Origin of the sequence: Streptomyces sp. NPDC086023 (assembly GCF_044540325.1) — a bacterium.
GTDB lineage: Bacteria > Actinomycetota > Actinomycetes > Streptomycetales > Streptomycetaceae > Streptomyces.
The window spans coordinates 26,352-50,370 of sequence record NZ_JBITRX010000031.1; the positions used below are offsets into that span (position 1 = coordinate 26,352).

Consider the following 24,019-nt stretch of genomic DNA (forward strand, 5'->3'; position numbering starts at 1 on the left):
TGGGGCGGGGGCGGCCGTAGCCCGTGTCACCCGCCACCTCTATGGTTACGGCCATGTGGCCAGGACAGCAGCCGCCCGGGGGCGAGCAGAACCCGCAGGACGCGAATCAGAACCCGTACCAGCAGCCCGCGCAGCCGGGGCAGCCGGGACAACCGCCGAACCCCTACCAGCAGCCCGCCGGTGAGAGTGGTTACGGCTACCCCCAGCAGCCGCCCGCGGCACCGCAGGGCGGGTACGGATACCCCCAGCAGCCGCCGGCCGCGCCGCAGGAGGGGTACGGCTACCCGCAGCAGCCCCCGGCCGCGCCGCAGGAGGGCTACGGCTACCCGCAGCAGGGCGGCTTCGGCCAGCCGGGCCCGTACGCCCAGCAGCCGCCGGCCGCCGAGCAGTGGGCGTACCAGCAGCCGTACGACCCGTACGGCCAGGAGCCCTCGGACGGCCGCAAGAAGACCACGATGATCGCGATCATCGCGACCTCCGTGGTGGTCGTGGCCGCGGCCGTGATGGGCGCCTACGTCCTGACGCGGGACGACGACAAGAAGGACGAGGCCGACGGCAAGCCCTCCGCCAAGCCCTCCGCGTCCGCCTCGGCCTCCGCGAGCGCCAACCCGCGCGGCAGCGGCGACCTCAAGCCGACCATCCCCGGGTGGAAGGTGGTCGTGAACCCCAAGTACGGCACCGCCTTCGACGTTCCGCCGGAGTGGAAGGTCGAGACGCCGGACACCTACATGGGCTTCGCCGACGAGAAGAAGGACACCGGCCAGCCGATCATCAGCATGTCCGCGCCCGCCTCCCTCAAGGAGCAGTGGTGCATCGTCGACTCCGACAAGGACGGCGACGAGGAGGACTACAGCCTGGCGGGCTCCGGCACCAAGGGCGGACAGGGCGCGAAGGACACCGCCGAGGCCGCGCGGAACGAGGCCGGCAACTGGGTGTGGGCGGCGTACGCGCAGACCGAGCCAAAGGGCACCGTCAAGGTGACCAAGGCCAAGCCGTACACCACCAAGTCGGGCCTGAAGGGCCACTACGCCACGGCCACGGCCAACGGCGTGAAGAAGGAGCACAAGTGCTCCACGGACGGCAAGTCCATCGCCTTCAGCTTCAAGAACGCCAAGGGTGACTTCTCCAGCTGGGTGCTCTACGCGCCCAACAACGTGAAGGACGAGATCCCGCACGCCACGGTCAAGAAGATCATGAGCACCGTGCGGCTCACGAACGGATGACGTTCCGGCGTCCGGCCCGCCCCTCGTGGGCGGGCCGCAACTACACCCTGCTGACGGCCGCCGCGGTCGTGACGAACCTGGGCAGCCACGGTGCCCTGATCGCGGCGGCCTTCGCCGTGCTCCAGTCCGGGGGCTCCGGCGGGGACGTCGGCCTGGTCGCCGCCGCCCGCACGCTGCCGCTTGTGCTCTTCCTGCTGGTGGGCGGGGCGCTGGCGGACCGGATCCCGCGGCACCGGGTGATGGTCGGGGCCAACGCCCTCAACTGCCTCTCGCAGGCCGTCTTCGCCGTCCTCGTGCTGACGGGCGAGGCGCAGCTGTGGCAGATGATGCTGCTGTCCGCCCTGGGCGGCACCGGGCAGGCGTTCTTCAATCCCGCCGCCGAGGGCATGCTGCTGTCCACCGTCTCCGGCGAGCAGGCCAACCGCGCCTTCGCGCTCTTCCGGATGTCGATGAACGGCGCGGGCATCGGCGGCGCGGCGCTCGGCGGCGCGATGATCGCCGCGCTCGGCCCCGGCTGGGTGCTCGCCGTCGACGCGGCGGCCTTCGCCGTCGCCGGGGCGATGCGGGCCTTCCTCGACGTCAGCCACGTGCCGGAGCGGGAGCCGGGCGGCGGCCTGCTGTCCGACCTGCGGGAGGGCTGGCAGGAGTTCGTCACCCGGCCCTGGCTGTGGAGCATCGTGCTCCAGTTCTCCGTCGTGGTGGCCGTCGTCGGCGCGGCCGAGTCCGTGTACGGGCCGCTGGTCGCCCGGGACGAACTCGGCGGCGCGGGCCCGTGGGGGCTCGCCCTGGGCGCCTTCGGAGTGGGCACCATCGCGGGCGCGGTGCTGATGATGCGGTGGAAGCCGCGTCGGCTGCTGCTGGTGGGCACGCTGTGCGTGTTCCCGCTGGCGATGCCGTCGGCGGCGCTGGCCGTGCCGGTGCCGACCTGGGCGCTGTGCGCGGTGATGTTCGTCAGCGGCACCGCGATCGAGGTGTTCGGCGTCTCCTGGATGGCGACGATGCACCAGGAGATCCCGGAGGAGAAGTTCTCCCGGGTCTCCGCCTACGACTGGTTCGGCTCCGTGTCCATGCTGCCGCTGGCCACCGCGCTGGCGGGGCCGGTGGAGTCGCTGGTGGGCCGGACGGCCGCGCTGTGGGGCTGCGCCGCGCTCGTGGTGGCGGTGACCGCAGCGGTGCTGCTGGTCCCTGACGTGCGCCGGATGACGCGGCGGCCGGCCGGCATGAAGGCGGCGGGTGCCGCCGGGTCAGCCGATGCGGAAAGCCCCGTCGGGCGGCTGGGGTGACGGCACGGCGTCCGCGTCCGCCACGGTCGCGGCGCCGGCGGTCAGCCGGCTGAGCGCCTCGCCGTCCTCGACGCGGGCGGGGAAGGCGTCGCCGGCGCAGCGGCGTGCGAGCGCGGCGAGGTCCGGCTCCCGGTGGCCGGCAAGCAGTACGGCGTTGCCGAAGCGGCGGCCGCGCAGGACCGCGGGCTCGGCGACCAGCGCCACGCACGGGAACACGGCGGTGAAGTTGGCCAGTTGGGAGCGGAGGAAGCCGAAGGGGGCACCGTCCGCGAGGTTGGCCGCGTAGACGCCGCCGGGGCGCAGCACACGGGCCGCCTGGCGGGCGTACTCCAGGGAGGTCAGCTGGGCCGGCACCCGCGAGCCGCCGAAGACGTCGGCGACGATCACGTCCGCGGTGGCGTCGGGGGCGTCCTCGATCCAGGCGCGGGCGTCCCGTACGAGGACCTCCGCGCCGTCGAAGGGCAGGTGCTCCCGCACCAGTTCGACCAGTCCCCGGTCGAACTCGACGACCAACTGCCGCGAACCGGGCCGGGTGTGGGCCACGTAGCGGGGCAGGGTCAGGGCGCCGCCGCCGAGGTGGACGACGTCCAGCGGGTCGCCCTCGGGGGCGGCGACGTCGAGTACGTGGCCCAGCCGGCGGGCGTACTCGAACTCCAGGTGGGCGGGGTCGTCCAGATCGACGTACGACTGCGGCGCCCCGTCGAGCGTGAGCAGCCACCCCCGCTCCCGGTCGACGTCGGGCATCAACTTCGCCCACCCACTGTCCACGCCCCGCATCACGGGCACCGCCTCGTCATCCACCCCACCATTCTCCCCACCCCCACCGCCCCCGGGACCCCGGCCCCGCTCCACACCGCCCGCAGCACCCGGCGCACAGCCCAGCGAGGGCCTGGAGCTGCGCTCCCACGCAGGGGTGTGGTGCGCAGCCCCACAGGGGTCCGGGACGTGGCTCCGCCGGATCCGGGACTCGGCCCTGCGGGGGCCTGGGGCGCAGCCCCGAAGGGGTCCGGGGCGGAGCCCCGGTGAACGGGAGAAGGGTGGGGAGGGGAGTGCCCCGCAGGGCAACGGCCCGCACCCGCACGCCCCGCACCCGCTCCCACGCGGCACGGGCGGCGCCCGGCACGGCCCGGGACCGCCTACCCCCAGAGGGACGCGGCCTCGGCGGCCACCCCCTCCGCCTGCGCCAGCCCCGCTTCGGCGGCCGGCCGCCGCCGGGCCGGGTCCAGTACGTTCCGCCCGAAGGCCCGCCTGGCCTCCCGCGACGGCGAGACCAGCAGCACCGACGAGCCCCCGGCCCGCAGCCCCTCCGCCAGCGACCGCGCCGAGGCCAGCACCCCCGCGCCGCCCGGCATCGGCGCGAGGACCACCACGCGCCGGTACCCGGCGGCCAGGTCGGCGTTGGTGCCCGACCGCATCCCCCCGTCGATCCAGCGCCGCCCCCCGATGGTCACCGGCGGCCACACCCCCGGCACCGCACAGCTCGCGCCCACCGCCTCCAGCAGGGTGGCCCCGCTGTCCCGCCCGAAGGCCCGGAACTCCCCCGTGACCGCGTCCACCGCCGTGACCAGCAGCTCCGGCAGCTCCGGCCCGTCCGGCCACTCCTGCGAGACCAGCCGCCCGGCCAGCACCTCGCGGCGCACCTCCTCCGGCTCGGTCTCGGCGGCCAGCGCCATCGCGCCCAGCCGCGCCCCGTAGGCCCGGGCGTCCTTGGCCCGCAGCATGGCGCCCGCGTACCGGGCCAGCAGCCCGGGGCCCAGCCGGGCGGCCCGCTCCCCCGAGGCGTCTCCGGTCTGGCGCTCGTACAGCTCCCGCGGGGTCAGCAGCCCGGAGGCCAGCTGCGCGCCGACGACCGATCCGGCGGACGTGCCGACCACCAGCTCGGCGTCGAAGAGGTTCACGCCCGCCTCGGCCAGCCCGCACAGGATCCCGGCCTCCCAGCCGATCCCGGTCAGGCCGCCTCCGCCGAGCACCAGTGCCGTGTCGCCGCCCATCGCCCACCCCATCGTGTCGCCCCGGTCCCGCGGGTTCCCGCGTCCGCGTGTGGACGGCAGTCTGGCGCACGCCGGACCGCCGCCCGCACACCGGGGCGGCAGGGGATCAGCCCAGGGACGTCACCGTACCCGCGCCGACCGTCCGCCCGCCCTCGCGGATCGCGAAGCCGAGCCCCGCCTCCAGCGGCACGTCGCGCCCGAGCTCGACGGTCATCGTGACCGTCTCGCCGGGGCGGGCCGTTCCCGCCCCGCCCAGGTCCACGCTCCCCACCACGTCCGCGGTGCGGATGTAGAACTGCGGCCGGTAGCCGCTGGACAGCGCCGTCCGGCGGCCGCCCTCCCGCGCCGAGAGGACGTACACCTGCGCGGTGAACCGCCGGCTCGGCGCCACGCTGCCCGGTGCCGCGACCACGTCGCCGCGCCGCACCCCGTTCCGCGGGACGCCGCGCAGCAGCAGGGCCACGTTGTCGCCCGCCTCCGCGGACTCCATCGGCTTGCCGAAGGTCTCCAGTCCGGTGACCACGGTCTCGGCCGCCTCTTCGGCGCCCGCGCCGAGCAGGGACACCCGGTCGCCGACCCGCACCGTGCCGCGCTCCACGGCGCCGGTGACGACCGTGCCGCGCCCGGTGATGGTCAGCACGTTCTCGACCGGCAGCAGGAACGGGGCGTCCGTGTACCGCACCGGCATCGGCACGTACGTGTCCACCGCGTCCAGCAGCGCCTCGACGGCCCCCGTCCACTGAGGGTCGCCCTCCAGCGCGCGGAGCCCGGAGACCCGTACCACCGGCAGCGAGTCGCCGCCGTAGCCGTGCGCGGTCAGCAGCTCGCGGACCTCCAGCTCGACCAGGTCGGTCAGCTCGGGGTCGCCCGCGTCGGCCTTGTTGAGGGCGACCACGATGTGGTTCACCCCGACCTGGCGGGCGAGGAGCACGTGCTCGGCGGTCTGCGGCATGACGCCGTCGGCCGCGGACACGACGAGGATCGCGCCGTCGAGCTGCGCGGCCCCGGTGACCATGTTCTTGACGTAGTCGGCGTGCCCGGGCATGTCGACGTGGGCGTAGTGGCGGGTGTCGGTCTCGTACTCGACGTGCGTGAGGTTGATGGTGATGCCGCGGCGGGCCTCCTCCGGGGCCCGGTCGATGCGCTCGAACGGCACGAAGGCGGCGCCCCCGCGCTCGGCGAGGACCTTGGTGATGGCGGCGGTCAGGGTGGTCTTGCCGTGGTCGACGTGACCCATGGTGCCGATGTTGAGGTGGGGCTTGCTGCGGACGTACGCCGTCTTGGGCATGGTTCCTTCCCGGAACTGGGACGTGGGACCGCGGCCGGCGCCCGGGCGCGCGCCGAGGGGCGCGCGGGCCGTCGGGCGGTACCGCGGAAAGGCGGGGACCCCGGGGCCGGACCGACCCTTCCCCTGCGGGGTCCGCCGGAATGTCCGGGAAGGGTCAGCGTCGGGCGCCGTCGAAGGGCCACGCGGCGAGGGCGGCGGCGACCGCCGCGGCCGGAGCCGGCACCGCCGACGCGGCCGGGGCCCCGTCGGCGAGGAGGGCAGCCTTCGGCGCGTCCGCGTGGGCGGACGTCGCATCGGGGAAGGCGTGCCGGAACATGCCCCCGATCCTGCCGTGCGGCGCCCGCCGGGTCGAATGCTTTTCCCTCAGGAGCCGCCCGGCGCCCGCCGGTTCGGCGCCCGGCCGGCCGCGGCCCGCCGGCCCGGCACCCGGGGGCCCGGCACCCGCGGGCACCTCCCGCCGAACGCGCTCAGAGGTTCTTCAGGGCCTCGCGCACCGACAGCGGCGCCAGCCGGTCGCGCGCCCCGGCGACGAACTCGCGTACCGCGTCCGGGTCGGTCTTGGCGTACTCGCGCAGGCTCCAGCCGATGGCCTTGCGGACGAAGAAGTCGGGGTGGCCGGCCTGGCGCAGGCAGTAGCCGAACAGCCGCCCGGTGTCCGTGGCCTCCTTGTAGCGGAGCTGGTGCAGCAGGGCGGTGCGGACCAGCCACAGGTCCGCGTCCCCGCTCCAGTCGTCCATCACGGCCGTGAGCGCGGGGTCGGCGGCGACCAGCGGCCCGACCGTGTGGGCGGCCAGCAGGTCGACGGTGTCCCACCAGGGGACGGTGACGAGGAGCCGCCGCACCACCGGCAGCAGGTCCGAGGAGCAGCGGCCGACGTATCGGCGCAGGTAGTCCACGGCGAAGTAGTGGTACTCGCGCTCGGGCAGGGCCCAGCAGCGCAGCGCGACCGCGGCGCAGTCGGCCTCGGCGGGGCGGGGCAGCCCCGCCAGGACGGCGCGCGACAGCTCGCGGCGGCGCGGGGTCGGGATGCCGAGGAAGGGGGCCACGCCCTTCATGTACGCGGCTGCGCCCGCGGCCCGTACGGGGTCGGCGGCGGGACCGTACGCGGCCGTCAGCCGCTCCAGCACGGCGTCGGCCAGCACGCTCGGCGGGGGCGTGACCGCACCGGCGGTGCCGTCGTCCGCAGCGCCCCCGCCCGCCCCGCCCCGGCCCGCTGCGGCGGCCTTCGTGCCCAGGCCGGCCGTACTCCCGTCCGCCGTCCCGTCCGCCGCCCCGTCTTCCGCCCGTCCCGTGTCCTTCGGCCGCATGAGGCACAGATTACGGCGGTCCGACGGGTACGTCGGTTACTCTCCCCGGATGTCCGCCCCCGCCGCCGCACCGGCCGTCCGCCCGGGCCTGCCCGCCCGCTGCGCCCGCGCGCTGCTCGCGCCCCGCGCCCGGCTGGCCCTGCTCGTCGTCCTGCTGGTGACCGCGGGGCTCTGCGTACTCCGCTGGGAACCCCAGCGCCTGCTCTCCGAGGGCTGGCCCCCGTCACAGGTCACGGGCGCCGGCGCGGTGCTGCTCTTCGCCGTCGGCTACGGCGTCTGCACGGCCGCGTTCGTGCCCCGGCCGCTGCTGAACCTGGCGGCGGGCGCCCTGTTCGGGGCCGGGTTCGGACTCGCCGCGGCGGTCGCCGGGACGGTGCTCGGCGCGGGCATCGCCTTCGGCCTGGGCCGGACGCTGGGCCAGGAGGCGCTGCGGCCCCTGGTGCGGGGGCGCTGGCTGAAGGCGGCGGACGGGCAGCTGAGCCGGCACGGCTTCCGGTCGGTGCTGGCCGTGCGCATCTTCCCGGGCGTGCCCTTCGCGGCGGCCAACTACTGCGCGGCGGTGAGCCGGTGCGGCTGGCTGCCGTTCCTCCTCGCCACCGCGCTCGGCACGGTGCCGAACACGGCCGCGTACGTGATCGCGGGCAGCAGCGCCTCCTCCCCCACGTCCCCGGTGTTCCTGGCGGCGATGGGGTTCATCACCGTGTCCGGCCTCGGGGCGGCCGCGGTGGCCTGGCGCAAACGTCACCGGCTGAAGGCCGCCTGACCCTTCGGGGGTACCCCTGTGGTCGGACGTCCCCCGTACGGGCCCTAGCATCGGACCCGAACTGCCCGACGATCACAAGGACGAGCGCACCCCGACATGAGCTGGTTCGAATCCCTAATCCTCGGTCTCGTCCAAGGGCTCACGGAGTTCCTGCCCATTTCCTCCAGCGGCCACCTGCGGCTGACGGCGGCCTTCGCCGGCTGGGAGGACCCGGGCGCGGCCTTCACCGCCATCACCCAGATCGGTACCGAGGCCGCCGTCCTCATCTACTTCCGCAAGGACATCATGCGGATCGTGGGCGCGTGGTTCCGGTCCCTGACGGACCGCTCGATGCGCTCGGACCACGACGCGCAGATGGGCTGGCTGGTGATCGTGGGGTCGGTCCCGATCGGCGTGCTGGGCGTGACGCTGAAGGACCACATCGAGGGACCCTTCCGCGACCTGCGGCTGATCGCGACCACGCTGATCGTGATGGGCATCGTGCTGGGTGTCGCGGACCGGCTGGCGGCACGCGACGAGGTGGGCGGCAGGCACCGCGCGATCCGGGAGCGCAAGACGCTCAAGGAGCTGGGCGTGCGCGACGGCCTGATCTTCGGCTTCTGCCAGGCGATGGCGCTGATCCCGGGCGTCTCCCGGTCGGGCGCGACCATCAGCGGCGGCCTCCTGATGGGGTACACGCGTGAGGCGGCGGCGCGCTACTCCTTCCTGCTGGCGATCCCGGCCGTGCTCGCGTCGGGCGCGTACGAGCTGAAGAGCGTGGGCGAGGGGCACGTCTCCTGGGGCCCGACGATCTTCGCGACGGTCATCGCCTTCGTGGTCGGCTACGCGGTCATCGCGTGGTTCATGAAGTTCATCACCACCAAGTCGTTCATGCCCTTCGTGATCTACCGGATCGCGCTCGGCATCGCCATCTTCGTGCTGGTCGGCACGGACGTGCTCAGCCCCCACGCGGGCGAGTCGGCCGGCTGACGGCCTTCTCCACCGCTTCGCGAGGCCCGTCCGGGAACGTTCCCGGACGGGCCTCGCGTCGTTGTGCCCAGGGAGGCGGTTCGCGTCGGGGCGGCCGCCGGACGAGGAACCGGGGGTGCCCGATGGGCGGCCGAGTGGTGCTGGAGCGTTTCCCGGCGGGGAGTCCGCACGGGAGCTGGCCCGCCGAGGAGTACGCGGCGGAGCGGATGCGGGAGGGGGTGGCGGCCGAGGTGGTGATGGACCTGGCCTCGGACGCCTTCCTGGTGGTGGTGCGGCAGCGGGAGCCGTGACACCGGGGCTGCGTCGAGGGCGTACGGCGTATGGGGCGTACGGGCCTCAGGTCGCCCGGCGGCCGGGGCGTCGGCGGCAGCCGAGTGGCCGGACAGCCGAGCGGCCGAGCGGTCGGGCGGTCGGGCGGTCAGGCCGCGCGCACCCGGTTCCGGCCAGTGCCGGAGACCGGTGGCCGCACGGCTCTTGGCCTCCGGGGCCCGCTGTCCCAGACTGACCCGATGACGCAGCGTGTGGACCTCGCGACGGTGATGGACCGGATGGCGGTGGACGCCGTGGTGACCGGGTACGCGGTGGCCGTGGACGACGGCGACTGGGTGGCGTACCGGGCCCTGTTCACCCGGGACGGGCGGGCCGACTACACCTCCGCGGGCGGGATCGAGGGACCCGCCGGCGAGGTGGCCGACTGGCTGGCCGAGACGATGCGGATCTTCCCGGTCCGCCAGCACCTGATCGTGAACCGGCGGGTGGAGCTGGAGGACCTGGGCGGTTCGCCGGGCGACCGCGCCGAGGTGCGCGCGGACTTCGTCAACCCGATGCGGCTGACCGACGGCACGGATGGCGCCGGCGGCCCGGACCTCTTCACCGCCCCCAATTTCGTCGCGGGGGGCCGCTACACCTTCGAGCTGGCCAGGACGTACGAGGGCTGGCGGCTGCGGAAGGTCACGGTGCACGAGAAGTGGCGGCACCTCGCCCCGGCCGGGACGCCGGTCTCCTGACCGGGGCCCACACTGGGAGCGGAGGCGCCTGATGCGGTGGTGGCCCTGGCGGCGGTTCGCCGCCTCCCCGTGGTGGCGCGCGGGTGCCGCGTTCGCGGCCGGCGCGCTGCCCGCCCTCGCGTTCCCGGCACCGGGGCTGTGGTGGTTCGCCTTCGTGGCCCTGGTGCCCTGGATGCTGCTGGCCCGCTCGGCGCCGACCGCACGGCGGGCCGCCCTGGACGGGTGGCTGGGCGGGGCGGGCTTCATCGTGGCCGTGCACCACTGGCTGCTGCCCAGCCTGCACGTGTTCCTGCTGCCGCTGGCCGGCCTGCTCGGGGCGCTGTGGATCCCGTGGGGCGTGCTGGTGCGGCGGATGCTGGCCGGCCGGCCCCCGCCGGTGCGCGCCGCGTGCTCCCTGGTGGTTCTGCCCTCGGCCTGGCTGCTGTCGGAGCTGGTCCGGTCCTGGGAGGGGCTGGGCGGGCCCTGGGGGCTGCTGGGGGCGAGCCAGTGGCAGGTGCCGGCGGCGCTGCGGCTCGCCTCGGTGGGCGGGGTGTGGCTGGTCAGCCTGCTGGTGGTGGCCGTCAACTGCGGCTGGGTGCTGCTGGTGTGCGGCGGCCGTCCGGCGCGGGCCGTCGCGGTGGGCGGGGCGACCGCCTGTGCGGTGCTGACCGGCGCGGTGTGGACCTGGGCGCCGCGGCCCGAGCCGTACGAGGAGATGCGCGTGGCCCTGGTGCAGCCCGGGGTGGTGGGCGGCGCCGAGGGCGTGGAGCGGCGGTTCGCCGAGGGCGAGCGGCTGACCCTCGGCCTGGCGGGGCAGCGGCCGGACCTGGTGGTGTGGGGCGAGTCGAGCGTGGGCGCGGACCTGGCTGCACGGCCGGACCTGGCCCGGCGGCTGGCGGCGCTCTCGGCGCGGGTCGGCGCACCGCTGCTGGTGAACGTGGACGCGCGGGCGGCCGACCGGCCGGGCATCTACAAGAGTTCGGTGCTGGTGGGTCCCTCGGGGCCGACCGGTGACCGGTACGACAAGATGCGGCTGGTCCCCTTCGGGGAGTACGTGCCGGCCCGGGCGGTGCTGGGCTGGGTGACCTCGTTCGGCAAGGCCGCGGGCGAGGACCGCAGGCGCGGCACCGAGCAGGTGCTGATGGAGCTGCGGGGGCCGCCGGCGGGGATCCGGGTGGGGCCGCTGGTGTGCTTCGAGTCCGCCTTCCCCGACATGTCGCGCCGGCTGGTCGGCGAGGGTGCCGGCCTGTTGGTGGCCCAGTCGGCCACGTCCAGCTTCCAGGACAGCTGGGCGCCCGCCCAGCACGCCTCGCTGGCCGCGCTGCGGGCCGCCGAGACCGGCCGGCCCTTCGTGCACGCGACGCTCACCGGGGTGAGCGTGGTCCACGGGCCCTCGGGCGAGCGGCTGGGCGCCCCGCTGGGCACCGGGGACCGGACGGCCGTGGTGTACGGGGTGCCGCTGGCCCGGGGCACCACCGTGTACGTGCGGCTGGGCGACTGGCCCGTGTGGGGCGCCCTGCTGGTGCTGGCCGGAGTGTGCGCCGCAGAGGGGACGCGGGCCTTCAGGAGGCCTGCTCCAGCGCTTCCCGCACCACCCGCTCGCACAGCTCGTGGGTGAGGAGGGCGTCCCGGGCGCTGAGGACCGTACCGAGCTCGACCGCGGCCAGGAAGGTGTCGACGATCTGCTCGATGCCGCGCTGGCGGGCCACCGGGACCCAGTCGCCGCGGCGACGCACGGTGGGCTGGCCCTTGTGGTCGATGACCTCGGCCAGGTTCACGACCTGGCGCTTGGTGTCCTGGCCCGACACCTCAAGGATTTCCTCGGTGGAGCCGGAGAGCCGGTTCATGACGCCCAGAGCCGTGAAGCCGTCGCCGGAGAGCTGGAGCACGACGTGCTCCATGAGGCCGTCGCGGACCCGCGCGCGGACGCCGACGTGGTCGGCCTCGCCGGGCAGCAGGAAGCGCAGCGTGTCGACGACGTGGATGAAGTCGTCCAGCACCAGGCCCCGCGGCTCCTCGGGCAGCCCGACCCGGTTCTTCTGCATGATGATCAGTTCGCGGGGGTGCTCGGCGCACTGCGCGTAGCCGGGCGCGTAGCGGCGGTTGAAGCCCACCATGAGGGTCACACCGCGCTGCTCGGCCAGCTCCACGAGGCGGACCGAGTCCTCGTAGGCGTAGGCGAGCGGCTTGTCGACGTACGTCGGTACACCGGCCTCCAGCAGCCGAGTGACGATCTCGGGGTGGACGGCGGTCGGAGCGTGCACGAACGCCGCGTCCAGGCCGCTCGCCAGCAGCGAGCCGAGGTCGGTGTGCCGCTGGGCGGCGGGGACCCTGAGCTGGTCGCCGACCCGGTCGAGGGTGGCGGGGGTCCGCGTCTGGAGGTGCAGGTCCAGTTCCGGGCGGGTGCCGAGGACCGGCAGGTACGCCTTCTGCGCGATGTCGCCGAGTCCGATGACGCCGACCTTCACCTGGGGCCTCCTGTGCACGTGGTGGGACGTGGGCAGCTTAATCCCTGGTGCGGTGCGGCACGTTGAACCAGGATGGCCGCCATGACGATCACCGAACGCGCCGAGCCCGCCACCACCGCCGACGAGCGGACCAGCCTGGAAGGCTGGCTGGAGTACCACCGGGCCACCCTCGCCCTGAAGTGCCGGGGCCTGACCGACGAGCAGCTGCGGACGCGCGCCGTCCCGTCCTCGGAACTGACGCTGCTCGGGCTGACCCGCCACATGACCGAGGTGGAGCGCTTCTGGTTCCAGGAGATCACCCTCGGCCGGGAGGTGCCGGACCTCTACTGCTCGCGGGAGGACCCGGACGGCGACTTCCACGTGACCGAGGCGGACGGGTACGCCGAGGCGGAGGCCGCCCGGCAGGAGGCGATGGCGCTCGCTCGGGAGATCGGTGCCGCGCGCCCGCTCGACTCGGTCTCCGAGGGCCGCCACCCGCGCTCGGGCGAGGGCTTCGACCTGCGCTGGGTGTACACCCACATGATCGAGGAGTACGCGCGCCACAACGGGCACGCGGACCTGCTGCGGGAGCTGATCGACGGCGTCACCGGGGAGTGACGGCGGGCGGCGTCACCCTGTGGTGACCGATCACCCGTGCGGGGTGTATTTCCGCTCCTGGTTTCCGTAACGGGGGCGGAGCACAGCAGAGTTGCGCGGGTGCACCCAACCCGAACCACGACAAGACTGCTGCTCGGAGTGGCCTGTGCGGTTTCGGCCGTCTCCGGCTGTGTGAACGTGAACCCCGTCGCCGTGCAGCCCGCGGCCACCGCCGGGCCTCCGGACGCCGATCCCCGGCATGCGCCGCGGGGCGGTGCCGGGGCGGCCCCCGTGGTGGTCCAGGCGCCCGCGCTGGAGGCGCTGGAGGCCGTACCGTCCGAGCGCCGCCGCGCGGACTCCGGCGACGGAGCCGCCGTACCGGACCGGGCGGAGCGGCCCGCAGGCGACCGGGCGGCCTCCGGGGCCGGGCAGGACGCGGCACCGGAGCCGGCGCCCGCGGTCGAGCCCGGGGCGGACGTGGAGCCGCCGCTGCCGCCCGCGGCGGAACTCCCCGGCCGGGAGCACCCCGGCAAGGGAGGGCCCCGCAAGAACGGCAAGGGGAAGCCGGACGCGCTGCCCGCGCAGGTGCCGGTCCGGCCGGCCGACGTGTGCGCGCTGGGGCGCAAGTACGGACAGTGGAAGAAGGACAGCCCCGAGGGACGGATCTGTTCCGGGGTCTACGGGGAGTAGCGCGTCCCCGCCGAGTAGCGCGTCCCCGCCGAGTAGCGGGGCCGTGCCGGTCCGGGCGGGCCGGCACGGCCCGCCCGCCGGTCGGTCGCCCGGGGCGGCCGCGAGGGGGCTACCGCCCCTCGACGCCCCGCAGCCGGAGGTCGAGCCGCTCGATGGCCGCCCGGACCCCGTTGCCGTACCCGTCGTCGCCCAGCGTGCCGGCCGCGGCCCTTGCCCGGTCGAGGTGGACCCGGGCGGCGTCCGGCCGCTGGAGCTTGACGTAGTCGGCGGCGAGGTTGAGGTGGAGCGAGGGGTAGAGGGCGCGGACGGCCACGGCCGGCGCACGGCCTGTGGGCCGCCCGTCGCCGCGGTCCGGCCCCACGTCGCGCAGGCCCTCCGCCGCGGTGAGGGCGCGGAGGTCCCAGGCGAGCTCGTCGGAGGGGTCGTCCTGCGCGTCGGCCATGTAGTGCGCCAGCGTGCACAGGTGGAGCGGGGCGCCCTCGGAGCCGATCTCCGTCCAGATCGCGGCCAGCCGCTCGCGCGCCTCGGCGCGGTCCCCGGCGTGCAGGAGCATGACCGCCTGGCCGATCCTGGTCATGACGGCGTCCTCCGACGCCTGCTGCTGCTCCGTCACCGCGGCCTCCCGTGCGTACCACCCGTGTGATCACGCCGACGCTATCCGGCGCGGGCGGACTTGCCCCTCAGGCGCGGGCCGCGTCAGCCGAGGTTCGGGATCCGCCAGTCGATCGGCTCATGGCCCTGGGCGGCGACGGCCTCGTTGATCTGCGTGAAGGGGCGGGAGCCGAAGAACTTCTTCGCGGACAGCGGCGAGGGGTGGGCGCCCTTGACCACCACGTGGCGGGTCTCGTCGATGAGCGGGAGCTTCTTCTGGGCGTACGCGCCCCACAGGACGAAGACCGCCGGGTCGGGGCGGGAGGCCACCGCGCGGATCACCGCGTCGGTGAACTTCTCCCAGCCCCGTCCCTTGTGCGAGTTGGGCTCGGCCTCACGGACGGTGAGGACGGCGTTGAGCAGCAGGACGCCCTGCTCCGCCCACGGCATGAGGTAGCCGTTGTCCGGGATCGGCAGGTCCAGCTCCGCCTGCATCTCCTTGTAGATGTTGCGCAGCGACGGCGGGGTCTTGACGCCCGGCTGCACCGAGAAGCACAGGCCGTGGCCCTGGCCGGCGCCGTGGTAGGGGTCCTGGCCGAGGACGAGGACCTTGACCCGGTCGAAGGGCGTGGCCTCCAGGGCCGCGAAGACCTGCTCGCGCGGCGGGTAGACCGGCCCGTTGGCCCGCTCCTTCTCGACGAACTCGAGAAGCTCCGTGAAGTAGGGCTTCTCGAGTTCCTCGCCGAGGACGGGGAGCCAGGACTCGGGCAGCATGTCGGTCACGTCAACAACCTCCAGGACACGTTCAGTACGTACCCCAGAACCTACCGGCGTGCACTGACAACGCCGCCCGTGCCCCGGAATCCCTGCGTCACCAGCTGGTCTTGCGGTAAAGCTCCCACATCTGCATGACGGTCTGCGGGTCGAGGGCGCGCTCGCCGCCGCCGATGTCCTCGCCGGCCGCCACGTAGAGCTTGCCCTGCCACAGCGGCAGCAGCCGGACGTCCTCGGCGAGGATCTCCTGGGCCCGCTCGAACTGCTTGCCGACCGCGCCTCGGTCGCCCTGGCGGCGCGACTGGGGCAGCAGCTCGGTGGTGATCTCCTTGGCCTCGTACGGCGTACCGACGGCGTTCTCCTTGCCGACGAACGGCGCGATGAAGTTGTCGGGGTCCGGGAAGTCGGGGAACCAGCCTCGGCCGAAGACCGGGTACTCGCCGCTCTTGTAGCCCTCCTGGAAGACCTTCCAGGGCTTGCCCTGGATGGTGACCTTGAACAGGCCGCTGGCGTCGAGCTGCCGCTTGATCTCCTCGAACTCACCGGCGGTGGAGGAGCCGTAGCGGTCCGTGGTGTAGAAGAGGGTCAGCTCGACCGGGTCGGTGATCCCGGCCTCGCGCAGGATGGCCTTGGCCTTGGAGACGCTGGGCTGCCCGAAGCGGTCGTAGAAGGGCGTCTTGTGGCTGGCCACGCCCTTGGGGACCATCGAGTACAGCGGCTCGGCGGTGCCCCGGTAGATCTTGGCGACCAGTGCGCCGCGGTCGATGATCTGGGCGACGGCCTCGCGGACGGCGGGCTTGGCGACCGCCGGGTCCTTGGGGTTGAAGACCAGGTAGCGGATCTCCGCGCCGTAGCCCTCGACCACCTGGATGCCCTGCTTGCGGGCGTCCGCGCCCTGGAGCTCCTTGATCTCCTCGGCCGTGAGGCCTCGGTAGGTCGCGTCGATCTCCTTGGCCTTCAGCGCGGCGACCATCTTCGCGGAGTCGTCGAAGTAGCTGATCGTGACCGAGTCGTTGCGGCGGTTCGCGAAGCCCGTGTAGTCCGGGTTGCGCACCAGCTCGGCGCGCTTCTTGTCCTCGTAGGCCTGCAGCAGGTACGGGCCGGAGCCGGTGACCTTGCCGTCGGTGCGGAGCGAGTCGGCCGGGTACTCCTTGGGCGCGACGAGCGAGGCGGCCGGGGAGCCGAGCACGAAGGGGAACGTGGCGTCGGGGGTGCTCAGGTGGAAGACCACGGTGAGGTCGCCGCTGGTCTCGATCCGCTCCAGGGAACCGAAGAGGTCCTTGGGGCCGACCTTGGAGTTGATCGTGCGGATGCGGTCGAAGGAGTGCTTGACGGCCTTCGCGTCGAGCGCCTCGCCGTTGGAGAACTTCAGGCCCTTGCGCAGGACGCAGCGGTAGGACTCGTTCGCGGAGTCGGTGAACTCGCAGCTCTGCGCGGCGTCGGGCTGGGGCTTGGTGGAACCCGTCGGGAAGGCGAGCAGGGTCTGGTAGACGTTCCGGTAGAGCTCCCAGGAACCGTCCCATGCGGCGGCGGGATCGAGGGTGCTGGGCGAGCTCGTCGTGCCCACGACGAGTTTCTGATTGCCCTTTTCGTCATCTTCCGAAAGCACGCCGCATCCGGCGAGCAGGGATATGGACGCAAGGGCCGCAGCAGTCTGCAGACATCTGGTCCGGTTGAACACGTGCACGCTCCTCGATCAACCACGGTTCGGCCGACCATACCGCAGTACCCCACCGTTCCAACCAGCAGGTTCGGTGGGGTACTTGATCATTTGGACGCCCTATTAGGGGTGCTTTTGACACCCTTTAGCAAAGCGATCCGTCCGAATACCGGTCAGCCAACTCCGGCATTCAGAAAGATTCCCCCATCCACGACCAGCGTCTGCCCTGTGACCCATTCCGACTGTTCGGATGTGAGAAATGCGGCAGCCCCGCCGATGTCCGACGGCAGCCCCAGGCGCCCCAGCGGATAGGCCGCGGCGGCTTCCGCTTCGCGCCCCTCGTAGAGGGCCTGGGCGAACTTCGTCTTCACCACGGCGGGGGCGATCGCGTTCACCCGGACCCCCGGCGCCATCTCGTGCGCGAGCTGCAGGGTCAGGTTGACCATCGCCGCCTTGCTCATCCCGTACGCGCCGATGAAGGGCGACGCGGAGACGCCCGCGATGGAGGCGATGTTCACGATCGCCCCGCCGTTGTCCTTCTGCCAGGCGTGCCAGGTGCGCTGGGCGAACCCCAGGGCGGAGATCACGTTGGTCTCGAAGACCTTCCGGGCAACCCCGAGGTCCAGGTCCGCCAGGGGGCCGAAGACCGGGTTGGTGCCGGCGTTGTTCACCAGGAAGTCCACCCGGCCGAAGGCCTCCATCACCCGGTCGACCGCCACCCGCTGGTGCTCCTCGTCGTGGGCCTTGCCCGCGACGGCGATCACGCGGTCCGACCCGAGGCGCTCGACGGCCTCCTTCAGGGTGTCCTCGTTGCGCCCGGTGATGCAGACCCGGTCGCCGCGGGCGACCAGGGCCTCCGCGATGCCGTAGCCGATGCCGCGGCTGGCGCCCGTGATGAGTGCGACCTTGCCGCTGTCCGTACCGTCGTACGTCATGTCGTACGCCCTCCCCGTCGTCAGTTGAGCGGGCCGCCGGCCACGTACAGGACCTGGCCGGAGACGAAGCCCGCGTCGTCGCCGGTGAAGAAGGCGATGGCGTTGGCGATGTCGTCGGGGCGGCCGACGCGCTGGACCGGGATCTGGGTGGCGGCGGCGGCCTGGAAGTCCTCGAAGCCCATGCCGACGCGGGCGGCGGTCTGGGCGGTCATCTCGGTGACGATGAAGCCGGGGGCGACGGCGTTGGCGGTGACGCCGAACTTGCCGAGTTCGATGGCGAGGGTCTTGGTGAAGCCCTGGAGGCCGGCCTTGGCGGCGGAGTAGTTCACCTGCCCGCGGTTGCCGAGCGCGGAGCTGCTCGACAGGTTCACGATGCGGCCGAACTTGGCCTCGACCATGTGCTTCTGACAGGCCTTCGACATCAGGAACGCGCCGCGCAGGTGCACGTTCATCACCGTGTCCCAGTCGCTCTCGCTCATCTTGAAGAGGAGGTTGTCGCGCAGCACGCCGGCGTTGTTCACGAGGACCGTCGGGGCGCCGAGGGTGGCGGCGACCCGCTCGACGGCCGCCTCGACCTGGGCGGCGTCGGAGACGTCGCAGCCGACGGCGATGGCCTTGCCGCCCGCCGCGGTGATGGCCTCCACGGTGTCCTTGCAGGCGGCCTCGTCGAGGTCGAGTACGGCCACGGCACGGCCCTCGGCGGCCAGGCGTACGGCGGTGGCGGCGCCGATGCCCCGGGCCGCCCCGGTCACGATGGCGACGCGCTGCTCGGTGGTGGACATGCTGGATCTCCTCGCCCTTGGGTGCGGCGGCCCCGATGCCTGCGCGGTGCGGCGGCATTCTCTGAGCAACCGCTTAGTAGCTTCAGCGTGGGAGACGCTAGAAGCCCCGGCACCCGGTGTCAACGGCACCGGGCGCCAGGGCTCCCGGACGGCGTCCGGTCAGCGCACCAGCAGGTCGAGCAGGCGTTCCACCTCGGCTTCCGGATCGGCCGTCAGGCCGGTGTGCACCGGACCCGGCTGTACGACGGTGCTGCGCGGCGCGATCAGCCAGCGGAACCGGCGCCCCGCGTCGTCGCCCGCGGCCTGCCCGGCCCGCTCGCCCCCGGCGCACACCCCCTCGACGGCGTGCAGGGCGGCCCGTACGCCGACCACGTCGGCACCCGGGTCCAGGGCCAGCAGCTTGGCCTCGTCCAGGTGGGTCCTCGCGGCCACGAAGGACTTGGCACGGCAGTAGACCACCACGCCGGCGTTGAAGAGTTCACCGCGCTCCATGCGGGGAACCACCCGCACCAGCGCGTACTCGAAGACGTCCCGCTCGCTCACTTGCCTTCGCTCTTCTGCTTGATGGGGTGGGGCCACTCGGTCAGGTGGTCGGTCAGCCAGCCGGGCGGGCCCTGCGGGGCCTTGGCCGGCTTCTCCATGGAGATCCGCTCGTGGATGGTCGCGGCGCGCGGCAGCAGCGCGTCGACGTAGGCCCGGCGCACCTCGTCCGCGGTCGCGAAGCCGGGCTCGTCGGCCAGCCACTCGTCGGGCACGTCGGCGGCGACCTCCTCCAGGAGTTCGCGGGTCACCCTGGGCGCCAGCTCGGCGGCCGCGGCCGCGATGTCGGGGCCGGCGGGGGCGAGCACGTGGTCGTGCGCGTTGTACGGCTTGGCCGAGGCGGCCTGCGCGGTGGGCCAGTTGTGGTGCCAGATCATCGTGGCGCCGTGGTCGATGAGCCACGGTTCCCCGTGCCAGACCAGCATGTTGGGGTTGCGCCAGGACCGGTCCACGTTGTTGATCAGCGCGTCGAACCAGACCACGCGGCCCGCCTCGACCGGGTCCACCTGGTAGGCGAGGGGGTCGAACCCGATCGAGCCGGGGAGGTAGTCCATGCCGAGGTTCAGCCCGCCGCTCGCCTTGAGCAGCTCCTGCACCTCCTGGTCCGGCTCGCCGAGCCCGATGACCGGGTCGAGCTGGATCGTCACCAGCTCGGGCACCCGCAGCCCCAGCCGCTGCGCGAGCCGCCCGCAGACGACCTCGGCGACCAGGGTCTTGCGGCCCTGCCCGGCACCCTTGAACTTCATGACGTACGTACCGAGGTCGTCGGCCTCGACGATCCCGGGGAGCGAGCCGCCCTCACGCAGGGGCGTGACGTAGCGGGTCGCGATCACTTCTGTGAGCATCCGCCCAGGCTAACCCTCCGGCCCGGCATCGGGCGCGGGCGGGGCACGCGGAGGCGCCCGCGGCGGCGGACCGGTGCGAACGCGGCACCGGGCGGCCGGAATCGGCCGCGCGGACCGTCCCCGCACTGCCATGATGACCGCACTACGGCGGGCCGTGGCCCCTTCGCGGCCGGGCCCGGGAGGGGGCAGCGTGAGGCGCGAACCGGAGGCCCTGCGGGCCGGGGATCCCGTGCAGGTCGGCCCGTACCGGATCACCGGGCGGCTGGGCGCCGGCGGAATGGGCTCCGTCTACCTCGGGCGGTCCCGGGGCGGCCGGGCCGTCGCGGTCAAGGTGGTGCGGCCGGAGCTGGCAGAGGACCCGGTCTTCCGGCGGCGGTTCGCCCGCGAGGTCAGTGCGGCGCGGCAGGTCAACGGGGTCTTCACGGCCGGGCTCGTCGACGCCGACCCGGACGGCGATCCGCCGTGGCTCGCCACGGCCTACGTGTCCGGTCCGTCCCTGAACGACGCGGTGCGCGCGCACGGCCCCTGGCCCGAGCAGTCGGTGCTGGCGCTGGCCGCCGGCGTGGCCGAGGCCCTGGAGGCCATCCACGCCCAGGACGTCGTCCACCGCGACCTCAAACCGTCCAACGTGCTGCTCTCGCCGGACGGGCCGCGCGTCATCGACTTCGGCATCTCGGTGGTCGCCGACGGCGCGACGGACCTCACCAGGACCGGCTTCATGGTCGGCACCCCGGGCTTCATGTCCCCGGAGCAGCTCACCGGCGAGCCGGTCACCGCGGCCGCCGACGTGTTCGCGCTGGGCGCCCTCCTGACGTTCACCGCAACCGGTACCGGGCCCTTCGGCGCCGGCACGGTCTCGCAGCTGATGTACCGCGTCGTGCACCACGAGCCGGACCTCGGCGCGCTGCCGGCCCGGCTGCGGGACGTGGTCGGCAGGTGCCTGGCCAAGGAACCGGCGGTCCGTCCCACCGTGTCGGCGCTGCTGGAGGAGCTGGCCGGCGACACCGAAGCCACCGCCGGCGACCGCTGGCTGCCCGCGCCGCTGGCCGCCCTGCTGTTCACCGGGCACACCGGGGGCGGGGCGCCGGGCCCGGACGGGCCGCGGACGCCGACGGCGGTCGACCCGCGCACCCCTACGGGGCCCGACGCCGGTCCTTCCGCCGTCACCAGGACCAAGCCGGCGGGGGTCCCGGGCCACCCCGGGCCCGCAGCGGGTCCCCCGCCGCCCCCGGCCCCGCCCCGCGGCCCGGGCGGGTTCGGACCGGCCCCGGACGGGTTCGGGCCGCCGCCGGACGTACGGCCCCTGCCGCCCACCGTTCCGCAGGGACCGCTGCCCGGCCCGGCGCCGTACCCCCACCCGCACGAGCCGCGGCCCGCGTCGCGCGGCCGGGGCGCGGCCGCCGTCACCGCCGCCGCGGTCGCTGCGGTGGTGATCGGTCTGCTGGCCTGGCTCCTCCCCCGGGCCTGGGAGGACGCGGGCTCGGGGAACGGGAACGGGACCGGACGCGACGACGCCCGGAACGGCAGTAGTCCGGCCCCTGAGCGGTCGGCCTCGTGGTCGCGCGACCCCGCCACCCCCGCGGCATCGGCCCCCGGACCCACGGTGGCCCCGCGGACGGACCCCTCCCCCTCCGAGGAGGCCGGTCCCGGCGTGGTCGGAACGTGGCGCGGCAGCTACCGCTGCACCCAGGGCCTCACCCGTCTCGACCTGACCATCAGCGGGGCGGGCGGCACCGCCCTCAAGGCGGTCTTCGCCTTCTCGGCGCACCCCGACAACCCGACGGTTCCGACCGGCTCGTTCACGATGATCGGGTCGTACGAGGACGGGCGGATGGTGCTGCGCGGCGACCAGTGGATCGTCCGGCCGCCGGGCTACCTCACGGTCGACCTGGAGGCCGAGGTCACCGGCGGCAGCCCGTCCGTCATCAACGGCACGGTCGCCGCGGACGGTTCCACCTGCACGACGTTCGCCGTGGAGCGGCAGAACTGACGCCCGGCCGCGGGCCCCTGGCGCCTCAGCTGTCGAAGCCGAGGCCGAAGCGGTCCAGGGTCCTGAGCCAGAGGTTGCGCCGGCCCTCGTTGCGGTCGGCGCGGGCCATGGACCACTTGGTGATGCCGATGCCCACGGCCCGTACCGGCTCGGGAGGGAAGGGGAGCGGCTTGCGGCGCACGAGGTCGAGTTCGGTGCGTTCGGTCCGGTCCCCGGCGAGCAGGTCCAGCATCACCTCGGCGCCGAAGCGGCTGGCACCGACGCCGAGTCCGGTGTAGCCGGCGGCGTAGGCGACCCGTCCCTGGTGGCTGGTGTCGAAGAACACGCAGAAGCGGGTGCTGGTGTCGATGGCGCCGCCCCAGGCGTGCGTGAAGCGGGCGCCGGCCAACTGGGGGAAGGTGGTGTGGAAGTTCCGGGCCAGGGTCGCGAACGTCTCGGGGCGCTGGTCGTGTTCGGCGCGGACCCGGCCGCCGTAGCGGTACACGGCGTCGTAACCGCCCCACAGGATGCGGTTGTCGGCGGAGAGCCGCACGTAGTGGAACTGGTTGGTGCTGTCGGCGAAGCCCTGCCGGCCGCGCCAGCCGACCGACGCGAGCTGCTCGGCGGTGAGCGGCTCGGTCATCAGCGCGTAGTCGTAGACCGGGACCGTGTACGGGCGGTGGCGGCGCAGCAGGGACGGGTGGGCGTTGGTCGCCAGGGCCACGCGCCGGGCGGTGATCCGGCCGTAGGGCGTGCGCACCCCGATCGCGGCGCCCTGTTCGCGGAGCGAGAGCGCGGGGGTGTGCTCGTGGATGCGGACACCGAGGTCGAGGCAGGCTCGCCGGAGTCCCCAGGCGAGCCGGGCCGGGTTGACCATAGCGACGCCCTCCTTGTCCCACAGTCCGCCGAGGAAGGTGGGCGAGTCGATCTCGGCGCGGACGGCGTCGCGGTCGAGCAGGACGGGCTTGCCGCCGTACCGGGCGGCGATCTCGGCCCCCTCGCGGAGGCCTTCGAGCTGGTAGGGCTCGGTGGCGACGACGATGGAACCGGTGCGCTCCCAGGCGCAGTCGATGCCGTGGCGGTCCACGGTGTCCTCGATGGCCTGGAGGTTCTTGCGGCCGAGCCGTTCGAGGCGGGCGATCTCCGCGGGCCAGCGCTGGAGCCCGTTGAACAGGCCGTGGGTCAGGCTCGCCTCGCAGAACCCGCCGTTGCGGCCGGAGGCGGCGCCGCCCGCCTCGCCGGCCTCGACGAGCACGACGTCGGCGGAGGGGTCGCGTTCCTTGGCGGCGAGGGCGGTCCACAGTCCGGTGTAGCCGCCGCCGACCACCAGCAGGTCGCAGTCGGTGGCGCCGGTCAGGGCGGGGGCGGGCTCGGGCCGGTCGGGGTCGTCGAGCCAGAACGGGGTCGGTACGGCGTCCCGGAGCGAGGTGAGGTGGTCCATGGGGCGGGCTCCTTCGGGTCGCGGAGGTACGGGCCTCCGGAGTGCCGCCATGAGATCTTTCCGAGCCGGATAAAGTCAATGGTGTTGTCATAAGGTGCATACGGGCCCCGCAGCGCATCGTTTCCGCAGGTCAGCCCGGCTCGTGCGGGTCGCCTGAGGCCGCTCCCGGCAGCCGGGCTGCGGCCGCGTCCAGCAGCAGTTCCAGGGCGAACGGGTAGGCGCTGCCGCGCATGTCGGCGGCGAGCAGCGGGAAGGTGGCCGCGATGTTCGGGTGCGTGTCGGACGACAGCTTCCCGTACACGGCGTGCCAGACGTCCTCGTCGGCCTCCCGCGCCTGAGGGGGCAGCGCCAGGGCGGCGGCCTCCTGGGCGGCGAAGGCGAGCGCCTGGTCGACGAAGGCGTGGTAGAGCCGCACGGCCAGCGGGTCGGGGAACCCCGCCCGCCGCAGCACCCCGAGGATCGCCTCGACGGCCCGGGTCTCGTACGCGCGGCCGGTCGTGCGGTGCGCCGCGAGCGCCGCGGCGCGGGGGTTGGACTGGTACGAGGCGAGGATGCGCAGCCCGATGGAGCGGAGGTCGGCGCGCCAGTCGCCGGTCGGCCGCCAGCCGTCCTGGGCGCGCCCGACGAGTTCGTCGGCGATGGCCAGGAGCAGCGCGTCGGTGTTGCGGAAGTACCGGTAGATCGCGCTCGGATCGGCGCCGAGTGCCGCGCCCAGCCGCCGTACCGACAGCGCGTCCGCGCCGTGCTGCGCGACCAGCCGCAGCGCCGTGTCGACGATCAGCTGCGCGGAGAGCAGGGCGCCCTGCTTCGTGGGCCTGCGGCGCCGCCGCTGTCCCTCGGGAACCACACGTTCGGCCATGGCCGGAACCTTATGACAACACCATTGACGTGTAAACGGCCGTCCCGCTTCCATGGCGTCCACCTCAACGACACCTCAC

At 73.9% G+C, this 24,019-nt stretch carries 25 protein-coding genes; 10 read left to right on the forward strand and 15 right to left on the reverse strand.

Annotated elements, in window-relative coordinates:
* Positions 1-53: 53 nt before the first annotated feature.
* Complete coding sequence (locus tag ACIF6F_RS35255; protein WP_399957051.1) at positions 54-1,223, forward strand: hypothetical protein; 1,170 nt, start codon at positions 54-56, stop codon at positions 1,221-1,223.
* The gene (locus tag ACIF6F_RS35260; RefSeq protein WP_399957054.1) at positions 1,220-2,506 is read left to right on the forward strand and encodes an MFS transporter; all 1,287 of its coding nucleotides are present in this window, start codon (positions 1,220-1,222) and stop codon (positions 2,504-2,506) included. The genes ACIF6F_RS35255 and ACIF6F_RS35260 overlap by 4 nt, the downstream gene beginning before the upstream one ends.
* Here the strand turns inward: ACIF6F_RS35260 and ACIF6F_RS35265 are convergent.
* From ACIF6F_RS35265 to ACIF6F_RS35285, 5 genes are all read right to left on the reverse strand, one after another.
* Positions 2,468-3,283 (reverse strand): spermidine synthase, encoded by an 816-nt coding sequence (locus ACIF6F_RS35265; protein WP_399957186.1) that lies wholly within the window; start codon positions 3,281-3,283, stop codon positions 2,468-2,470. The two genes, ACIF6F_RS35260 and ACIF6F_RS35265, sit on opposite strands and share 39 nt — an antisense overlap.
* A 359-nt stretch (positions 3,284-3,642) precedes the next feature.
* The gene (locus tag ACIF6F_RS35270) at positions 3,643-4,497 is read right to left on the reverse strand and encodes a patatin-like phospholipase family protein (protein WP_399957058.1); all 855 of its coding nucleotides are present in this window, start codon (positions 4,495-4,497) and stop codon (positions 3,643-3,645) included.
* Positions 4,498-4,603: 106 nt separating this feature from the next.
* The gene (tuf, locus tag ACIF6F_RS35275) at positions 4,604-5,785 is read right to left on the reverse strand and encodes an elongation factor Tu (RefSeq protein ID WP_399957061.1); all 1,182 of its coding nucleotides are present in this window, start codon (positions 5,783-5,785) and stop codon (positions 4,604-4,606) included.
* A gap of 154 nt (positions 5,786-5,939) precedes the next feature.
* Complete coding sequence (locus ACIF6F_RS35280; protein ID WP_399957064.1) at positions 5,940-6,101, reverse strand: hypothetical protein; 162 nt, start codon at positions 6,099-6,101, stop codon at positions 5,940-5,942.
* Between the two features lie 151 nt (positions 6,102-6,252).
* Positions 6,253-7,092 carry a DNA alkylation repair protein gene (locus tag ACIF6F_RS35285; protein ID WP_399957066.1) on the reverse strand — a complete coding sequence of 280 codons (840 nt, stop codon included), beginning with the start codon at positions 7,090-7,092 and terminating at the stop codon, positions 6,253-6,255.
* Positions 7,093-7,141: 49 nt separating this feature from the next.
* Here ACIF6F_RS35285 and ACIF6F_RS35290 point away from each other — a divergent pair, with 49 nt between their 5' ends.
* The 5 genes from ACIF6F_RS35290 to lnt all read left to right on the forward strand — a co-directional run bounded on the left by ACIF6F_RS35290 (position 7,142) and on the right by lnt (position 11,428).
* The gene (locus tag ACIF6F_RS35290) at positions 7,142-7,855 is read left to right on the forward strand and encodes a TVP38/TMEM64 family protein (protein ID WP_399957069.1); all 714 of its coding nucleotides are present in this window, start codon (positions 7,142-7,144) and stop codon (positions 7,853-7,855) included.
* Between the two features lie 96 nt (positions 7,856-7,951).
* Entirely contained in the window at positions 7,952-8,824 is an 873-nt protein-coding gene (locus ACIF6F_RS35295) for an undecaprenyl-diphosphate phosphatase (protein ID WP_399957072.1), read from the forward strand.
* Positions 8,825-8,946: 122 nt separating this feature from the next.
* Entirely contained in the window at positions 8,947-9,114 is a 168-nt protein-coding gene (locus tag ACIF6F_RS35300) for a hypothetical protein (protein ID WP_399957075.1), read from the forward strand.
* Positions 9,115-9,333: 219 nt separating this feature from the next.
* Entirely contained in the window at positions 9,334-9,831 is a 498-nt protein-coding gene (locus ACIF6F_RS35305; RefSeq protein ID WP_399957078.1) for a nuclear transport factor 2 family protein, read from the forward strand.
* 31 nt (positions 9,832-9,862) lie between these two features.
* Positions 9,863-11,428 carry an apolipoprotein N-acyltransferase gene (lnt, locus tag ACIF6F_RS35310; RefSeq protein ID WP_399957081.1) on the forward strand — a complete coding sequence of 522 codons (1,566 nt, stop codon included), beginning with the start codon at positions 9,863-9,865 and terminating at the stop codon, positions 11,426-11,428.
* Here the strand turns inward: lnt and ACIF6F_RS35315 are convergent.
* Positions 11,373-12,278 carry a Gfo/Idh/MocA family protein gene (locus ACIF6F_RS35315; RefSeq protein WP_399957084.1) on the reverse strand — a complete coding sequence of 302 codons (906 nt, stop codon included), beginning with the start codon at positions 12,276-12,278 and terminating at the stop codon, positions 11,373-11,375. The two genes, lnt and ACIF6F_RS35315, sit on opposite strands and share 56 nt — an antisense overlap.
* Before the next feature lie 81 nt (positions 12,279-12,359).
* Between ACIF6F_RS35315 and ACIF6F_RS35320 the strand changes: the two genes are divergently transcribed.
* Together ACIF6F_RS35320 and ACIF6F_RS35325 are read left to right on the forward strand one after the other, a co-directional pair.
* Complete coding sequence (locus tag ACIF6F_RS35320) at positions 12,360-12,875, forward strand: DinB family protein (protein ID WP_399957087.1); 516 nt, start codon at positions 12,360-12,362, stop codon at positions 12,873-12,875.
* 177 nt (positions 12,876-13,052) lie between these two features.
* Positions 13,053-13,544 (forward strand): hypothetical protein, encoded by a 492-nt coding sequence (locus ACIF6F_RS35325; RefSeq protein WP_399957090.1) that lies wholly within the window; start codon positions 13,053-13,055, stop codon positions 13,542-13,544.
* 109 nt (positions 13,545-13,653) lie between these two features.
* Here ACIF6F_RS35325 and ACIF6F_RS35330 read toward each other — a convergent pair whose 3' ends face one another.
* From ACIF6F_RS35330 to ACIF6F_RS35360, 7 genes are all read right to left on the reverse strand, one after another.
* A complete protein-coding gene (locus ACIF6F_RS35330; protein ID WP_399957094.1) occupies positions 13,654-14,157 on the reverse strand; it encodes a hypothetical protein in 504 nt (167 codons plus the stop codon).
* A gap of 83 nt (positions 14,158-14,240) precedes the next feature.
* A complete protein-coding gene (locus ACIF6F_RS35335) occupies positions 14,241-14,909 on the reverse strand; it encodes a uracil-DNA glycosylase (protein ID WP_399957189.1) in 669 nt (222 codons plus the stop codon).
* 97 nt (positions 14,910-15,006) lie between these two features.
* On the reverse strand, positions 15,007-16,590 hold the full coding sequence (locus ACIF6F_RS35340; protein ID WP_399957097.1) for an ABC transporter substrate-binding protein: 1,584 nt from the start codon (positions 16,588-16,590) through the stop codon (positions 15,007-15,009).
* A 152-nt stretch (positions 16,591-16,742) separates the two neighbouring features.
* The gene (locus ACIF6F_RS35345) at positions 16,743-17,504 is read right to left on the reverse strand and encodes an SDR family oxidoreductase (protein WP_399957100.1); all 762 of its coding nucleotides are present in this window, start codon (positions 17,502-17,504) and stop codon (positions 16,743-16,745) included.
* A gap of 20 nt (positions 17,505-17,524) precedes the next feature.
* Positions 17,525-18,286 carry a 3-oxoacyl-ACP reductase FabG gene (gene fabG / locus ACIF6F_RS35350; protein WP_399957103.1) on the reverse strand — a complete coding sequence of 254 codons (762 nt, stop codon included), beginning with the start codon at positions 18,284-18,286 and terminating at the stop codon, positions 17,525-17,527.
* Between the two features lie 159 nt (positions 18,287-18,445).
* The gene (locus ACIF6F_RS35355) at positions 18,446-18,829 is read right to left on the reverse strand and encodes a DUF3037 domain-containing protein (protein ID WP_399957106.1); all 384 of its coding nucleotides are present in this window, start codon (positions 18,827-18,829) and stop codon (positions 18,446-18,448) included.
* Positions 18,826-19,671 (reverse strand): HipA family kinase, encoded by an 846-nt coding sequence (locus ACIF6F_RS35360; protein ID WP_399957109.1) that lies wholly within the window; start codon positions 19,669-19,671, stop codon positions 18,826-18,828. The genes ACIF6F_RS35355 and ACIF6F_RS35360 overlap by 4 nt, the downstream gene beginning before the upstream one ends.
* A 190-nt stretch (positions 19,672-19,861) precedes the next feature.
* Between ACIF6F_RS35360 and ACIF6F_RS35365 the strand changes: the two genes are divergently transcribed.
* On the forward strand, positions 19,862-21,661 hold the full coding sequence (locus ACIF6F_RS35365) for a serine/threonine-protein kinase (protein ID WP_399957112.1): 1,800 nt from the start codon (positions 19,862-19,864) through the stop codon (positions 21,659-21,661).
* 25 nt (positions 21,662-21,686) lie between these two features.
* Here the strand turns inward: ACIF6F_RS35365 and ACIF6F_RS35370 are convergent, their stop codons facing one another.
* Together ACIF6F_RS35370 and ACIF6F_RS35375 are read right to left on the reverse strand one after the other, a co-directional pair.
* Entirely contained in the window at positions 21,687-23,081 is a 1,395-nt protein-coding gene (locus ACIF6F_RS35370) for an NAD(P)/FAD-dependent oxidoreductase (protein WP_399957115.1), read from the reverse strand.
* A gap of 130 nt (positions 23,082-23,211) precedes the next feature.
* On the reverse strand, positions 23,212-23,940 hold the full coding sequence (locus ACIF6F_RS35375) for a TetR/AcrR family transcriptional regulator (RefSeq protein ID WP_399957118.1): 729 nt from the start codon (positions 23,938-23,940) through the stop codon (positions 23,212-23,214).
* Positions 23,941-24,019 lie beyond the last annotated feature (79 nt).